The 5,976-nt window shown below is 50.8% G+C and carries 3 protein-coding genes; all 3 read right to left on the bottom strand.

Annotated features, from left to right (window positions below; all coding sequences use genetic code 11):
- Positions 1-1,276: TolC family outer membrane protein (locus Q4C79_RS12800; RefSeq protein ID WP_303091411.1), on the bottom strand; the 1,276-nt coding region annotated here is incomplete at its 3' end.
- A gap of 4 nt (positions 1,277-1,280) precedes the next feature.
- Positions 1,281-2,714, bottom strand: a complete 1,434-nt coding sequence (locus Q4C79_RS12795; protein ID WP_303091410.1) for an HlyD family type I secretion periplasmic adaptor subunit — start codon at positions 2,712-2,714, stop codon at positions 1,281-1,283.
- Positions 2,715-2,833: 119 nt separating this feature from the next.
- Positions 2,834-4,957 (bottom strand): type I secretion system permease/ATPase, encoded by a 2,124-nt coding sequence (locus Q4C79_RS12790; protein WP_303091409.1) that lies wholly within the window; start codon positions 4,955-4,957, stop codon positions 2,834-2,836.
- Positions 4,958-5,976 lie beyond the last annotated feature (1,019 nt).

Here is a 5,976-nt window from a genome sequence, read left to right as displayed (position 1 = left end):
TTAACACACCGCTGTTCTGCAATAGCCGGATATAAGCATTAATATGACTATACCGCGCCTCTGCCAGTTTCTGCCGGGCATCTGCTTGGTTTTGCTGTGCCTGTATCTCTTCCAGATTGCTGCGTACTCCTACCTGACGCCCCAGTCGGGTGGCTTCTAATTTTGCGGTGCTGGACTTTAATAAGCGTTGTTGGGCGAGAATTTGGTAATGGCTGCTGAAGGTTTGCTGGTAAGCTTGTTTCACGGCCAATTTCACTTTGCGTTCGGTGGCGGTGAGTTGTTCTTCAGTTTGCCGTTCGCGGGCAACCGCTTCCCGTACTTGGCTGGAGATCTGGCCGCCGCTGTATAAAGGGACATTCAGTTGAACGCTCAGCGTGCTTCCTTTGCTTCGGTACGACTGTTCGCGACCGCCGTATTCCTGTGTGTTGCGGAAATCCTGATAACCGCTGTTCAGGCTTAGTTTCGGCAGATGGCCGCTACGGGCGGCGGTCGTGTTCAGTTTGGCGTTATCCAAAGCCAGTTTTTGCAACAGCCATTCAGGATGATTGCCCTCGGCTGTTTTCTGCCAATCCTGCTCTTTACTGCCGGACAACAAATCGGGTTGCGCCTCTACGGCAACTAAAGTGATCTGTTCGGGGTTGAGGCCGGTTAGATTGGCCAAATTGTTTTGGGCCACCATCAGGGCGGATTGTGTACTGATCTCTTTGGCCAGAGCAGTATCGTAACCGGCTTTGGCTTCATGGGTATCGACGATGGTGGCGGCACCTTTTTCGAATAAAGCCTGTGCCTGACGCACCTGCTCGGCATAGGCGGTCTTTTCCTCACGGATAGCAAGCAATTTATCCTGATTCAGCAAGACCTCAAAATAAGCCTGTGCGACATCGGCAAGCAAGGTGTTTTCGACCGTTGCCAACCTAACGTTTGCCATTGTTTCGGCCAGCTTGCCTTGTTGGTACTGAGCCCAACGGCTTCTGTCGTATAACACTTGGCTGGCCTGAATATTCCAGCCTTTGCTGCTGGTGGTGCTGGATAAAGAAGGAGGCTGTTTCTGATAGGAAGCGTTGGCCGACACCTGCGGCAGCAAAGCGGCACGCGCCTGATGCTTTTGTTCGGTTTCGGCATCACGGTTGTAGCGGGCGGCGGAATAGTCTGCCGAATAGGCTTTGGCAGCCTGCCAGGCTTGATACAAATCAAAAGCATGGGCAGCCGGTGCCGTGCCGTTTAACAAGCCAAAGAGCGCCCACGCGGCCAAGGGATGTTTTTGCATGTTCATCATGGCCTTAACGCTCTTTCAGACTTTCGTCTACTTTGGTTTGCAAGGGGCTGAGCAGATAATCGATAACACGGCGTTTGCCGGTTTTGATTTCTGCCGTTACGTTCATGCCGCCGGTAAGATTGACCTTCTGTCCGTCTATCATTAAATAGTTTTTATCCAGCGTAATTAAAACCGCAAACACCAATCCCAGCTGCTCGTGTTCGACCGCATCGAAGCTGACGCTTTTCACCTTGCCGGTTAAATAGCCGTAGCGGGTATAGGGGAAGGACTCGATTTTGATCACCGCTTCTTGCCCGGCTTTTACAAAGCCGATGTCTTTATTCGGCAGCAAAGCTTCGATTTCCATCTGCTCTTCATCGGGCACCACCACCATAATCGGTTGCGCCGCAGTGACCACACCGCCTATGGTATGGGTAACCAATTGCTGTACCGTTCCGTTAACCGGCGATTTCAAGGTCATCAGTTGTTGGCGCTGCTGCGCCTTATCGGTTTGTCCGCCCAACTGTTCGATTTGCTCGTCGGCTTGGCGCAGGGCATCGCGGGTATCCCGCTGCAGCATTTGGCTGTTGAGCAGACGGTTTTGCTGTGCTTGGCGGATGTTTTCCTGAACCTGCTGCATCTGATTGCGCTGGCTGGCCAGATCGTTCTGATTCTGGATCAGTTTGCTTTCCTGCTCATAATAAGCATGTTGGGAGATAAAGTTTTGTGCCAGCAGTTCTTTGAAATCGGCAGTGCGTTTGCTTTCGATCTTGCCCACTTGCTCCAGCTTGCGCACTTGTGCCGCCAAGGAGCGCCATTCCGCTTCATGGCCGCGCAGGCTGGCCTGAAGCTGGGCATCCTGAGTTTGCCAAGCTTGGTATTGGTTCTGAGCCAGCACCGTCGCAGCGGCCAAATCATCGTCAGGCAGCTGCCATTGGGCGGCCTGTTCTTTATCCAATACCGGAGCCTGCCGTTTTTCTAGCGCCGCCAACACCGCTTCCTGCCTGAGCTTGGTTAAGCGGGCAGCCTGCAAAGCTTGCGAGGATTGGGTGTAATCCGAATCCGAGCCGATGCCGCTCAACTCCACTAAAAGCTGGCCGGTCTTCACATGTTCGCCATTGGCTACCGCAATATTTTTCACCACCGCCGTTTCCAACGGCTGTATGGTTTTACTGCGGCTGCCGGGCGTGGTTTTGCCTTGCGCCACCGCCACAATATCCATCTTACCGATCAGCGACCAAACCAATGCGAACAGCGCAAACAACATAATCAGCCTGGCTATCCATTTGGGTGCGGCAGATAACGGCGTTTCGGTCAGCTCCAGATGGGCGGGCAAAAAAGCACGCTCGTCTTCATCGCGCTTTGGCGGATCCAGCTGGTCGCGTACAGACCAGACATTGCGCCACACTGTTGCATAGCGCCGGACAAACTCTTTAAAAACTTGGTAACGGATGCCCATAATGTAAAATCAATCGTTATTTATTATTGATGGTATGTTTAAACTCACCCGGCGTTTTTTTCAGACAGGCATATTGGCATATTAATATAGAGTCATCCCGGATATGCCTGTCTGAAAACTCAACCGTTTTGCAGTTGATAGAGATAACGGTAATAACCGCCTTCTTTCGCCAACAATTCCTCATGCGTACCTTGTTCCACAATCTGCCCTTTATCCATCGCAATAATGCGGTTGGCAAGGCGTACCGTAGACAAGCGGTGGGCAATAATCAACACCGTGCGGCCGCGGCAAATCGCCTGCATATTCTGCATCACCGCGCGCTCCGATTCATAATCCAGCGCACTGGTGGCCTCATCAAAAATCAGAATACGCGGATTGGCCACCAGTGCGCGGGCAATCGCCACCCGCTGACGCTGGCCGCCCGACAAACCGGCACCTTGCTCGCCGACCACCGTATCGTAGCCTTCCGACAATTCCATAATAAAATCATGTGCCCCGGCCAGTTTGGCCGCCTGCATCACCCGCTCCAGCGGCATGCCCGGTTCCGCCAGCGCGATATTGTCGCGGATACTGCGGTTCAACAACACATTCTCCTGCAACACCACCCCGATCTGACGGCGCAGCCAAGCCGGATCGGCCAAAGCCAGATCATTGCCGTCTACCAACACCCGGCCGCGCTCCGGCACATACAAACGCTGTACCAACTTGGTTAAAGTAGATTTGCCCGATCCCGAACGGCCGACAATGCCCAACACCTCGCCGGCGCGGATATTGAGCGACAAATCCCGCAAAATCTCCGGCCCGTCCGGGCGGTAGCGGAACGAAACCCGCTCGAAATCCACCTGCCCCTGAATATCCGGCAAAGCCAAACGCGAAGCCGGATGCTCGGTGGGCGTATTCAGAATATCGCCCAAACGCGCAACCGAAATCCCCACCTGCTGGAAATCCTGCCACAACTGCGCCAAACGGATCACCGGTGCCGCCACCTGGCCGGCCAACATATTAAAAGCAATCAACTGCCCCACCGTTAATTGCCCGTCTATCACCAAACGCGCACCCAGCCACAAAGTTGCCACCGTCACCAGTTTCTGAATCAGCTGCACCCCCTGCTGGCTGATGGTCGCCAAGCGGGTGACCCGGAAACCCGAATGCACATAAGCCGCCAGCTGCTGATCCCAGCGCCGCGTCATCTGCGGCTCCACCGCCATCGCCTTAATCGTGCCCACCGCCGTTACCGACTCCACCAGAAACGACTGGTTATCCGCATTACGGGCAAACTTATCATTCAAACGGGCGCGCAAAATCGGGCTGATCAGCGCCGACCAAATTGCATACAGCGGCAGCGAAGCCAATACCACCAAGGTCAGCCAGCCGCTGTAATACCACATCACCAATAAGAAAATAAAAGAGAAGGCCAAATCCAGCACCGAAGTCAGCGCCTGCCCGGTGAGAAAAGAACGGATTTGCTCCAGTTCCCGCACCCGCGCCACCGTATCGCCCACCCGGCGGTGTTCGAAATAAGCCAGCGGCAGCGAAAGCAGATGCCGGAACAAGCGCGCACCCAGCTCCACATCAATCCGCGAAGTCGTGTGCGCAAAGATATAGGTACGCAAACCGCCCAGCACCACCTCGAATAAAGTCACCACCAGCAGCGCCGCAGCAATCACATCCAAAGTCGAGAAGCCGCGGTGTACCAACACCTTATCCATCACCACCTGAAAAAACATCGGCGTAATCAGCGCAAACAGCTGGATCACCACCGATACCGCCAATACCTCCAAAAGGATACGGCGGTATTTAATCACCGCCGGAATAAACCAAGTGAAATCAAATTTGGCCAAACTGCCCAACACCGAAGCTCTCGATGCCACCAATATCAGCCTGCCCGAATATTGAGCCGCAAACTCTTCCTTGCTCCAGATCACCGGCCTGCCTGCAGCCAGATCCTGAATCAAATAACGCTCGCCATCAATCTTGGCCAGCACAAAATGCCGGCCGTCGTCGCGCCAAACCAGCGCCGGCAAAGCCAATAAATGCAAACGGGAAACATCATGCGATACCGGCTTGGCTTTCAGCCCCAGATCCTTAGCCGCCAGCAGCCATTCGGTTTGCGACAAATCGCCGGCAGCCGCATAGCGATGCAAAATATCGGCGGGATTGGCGGAAATACCGTGATAGTGGGCGAGCAGCATCAGCGCGGAAAGCGCAACAGGCGGTGGTGAGTGAGTATCAGACGGATTCATAGAGTATTTATATTAATTATTATAACTTTACATTAATTAAGGAACTTGTATAAAGCAGATTGCCATGCTACCTTTCCATGCCGCTTGCTTCAAGCCTAGCTATCAGATTTATTTGTGATATTTCGATTGCCAAGGCCAATCAGTCGGAAAAAATAAACTAAGCTTCGGAATAATGGCGCAATATCAAAGATTTGATTGCAGAGCAGACAAAGCAGTGTGCAAAAGAATATAGGGTGTTTATGCAACAGTCACCTGCTAAACAAGCTATGCGGAAAAATGCCTGTCTGAAAAAACAAGCAGGGTAATGTTGGTACGGCGCAACAATTTTGGGAAAGTTCCAAATAAAAAGGGGTACTGAAATGGGCTGTTTTAACTTTTTTATAGATAAATTTGCCGCTCCTTCTGTTGGTATCCAGCAATGTGGTAGGGTTAAAACGGCAGCAAAAAATACAGAAACACGGCAAAACAACGGAAGAAGATTTTCCACTGAGTTGTGTTAAAAATCATAGTGAAATGATTACTGCCTTTAATTTCGATAATCAAGAATATCGGCAGCTGATTCGTGTTATATACGCAGACAATTGCAATCAATTATTTCATGGGAGGTTGTATCATAAAATCTAATCATTATGGGGTTGGCTATGTTTGGGGGTGCTAAATATGTATCAGTTTAAAAGACAAAAAACTGAATTAAACTTGTTGTTTGAATCATTTCTAGAAAATAAGAGATTGTACTTTCTTACTCATTTTTGCGGGGTGTTGTTGTATGTATTAGTCTTCTTTTTAAATTTTTATTGGAATCCATTTTATGCGGGTGCTTTTGACCCGTCGGATGATAGTTTCTTTGAAAAATTGCTCTTGAGTAATTTTTATTTAACCATGTGGTATATACCTTTCTTTTTTGTTTATACAGAGTTGATTAATCTAATTGTTGATTACGTAAAACTTAGAAGAATTAATATTTTTTTCCGAAATTTGATTGGATTTATATGGTCTTCCATGTATAGCTGTACGGCTCC

The sequence above is a fragment of the Neisseria sp. genome (assembly GCF_030523955.1).
Lineage (GTDB): Bacteria > Pseudomonadota > Gammaproteobacteria > Burkholderiales > Neisseriaceae > Neisseria.
This window is presented reverse-complemented; position numbering and strand designations above follow the sequence as displayed.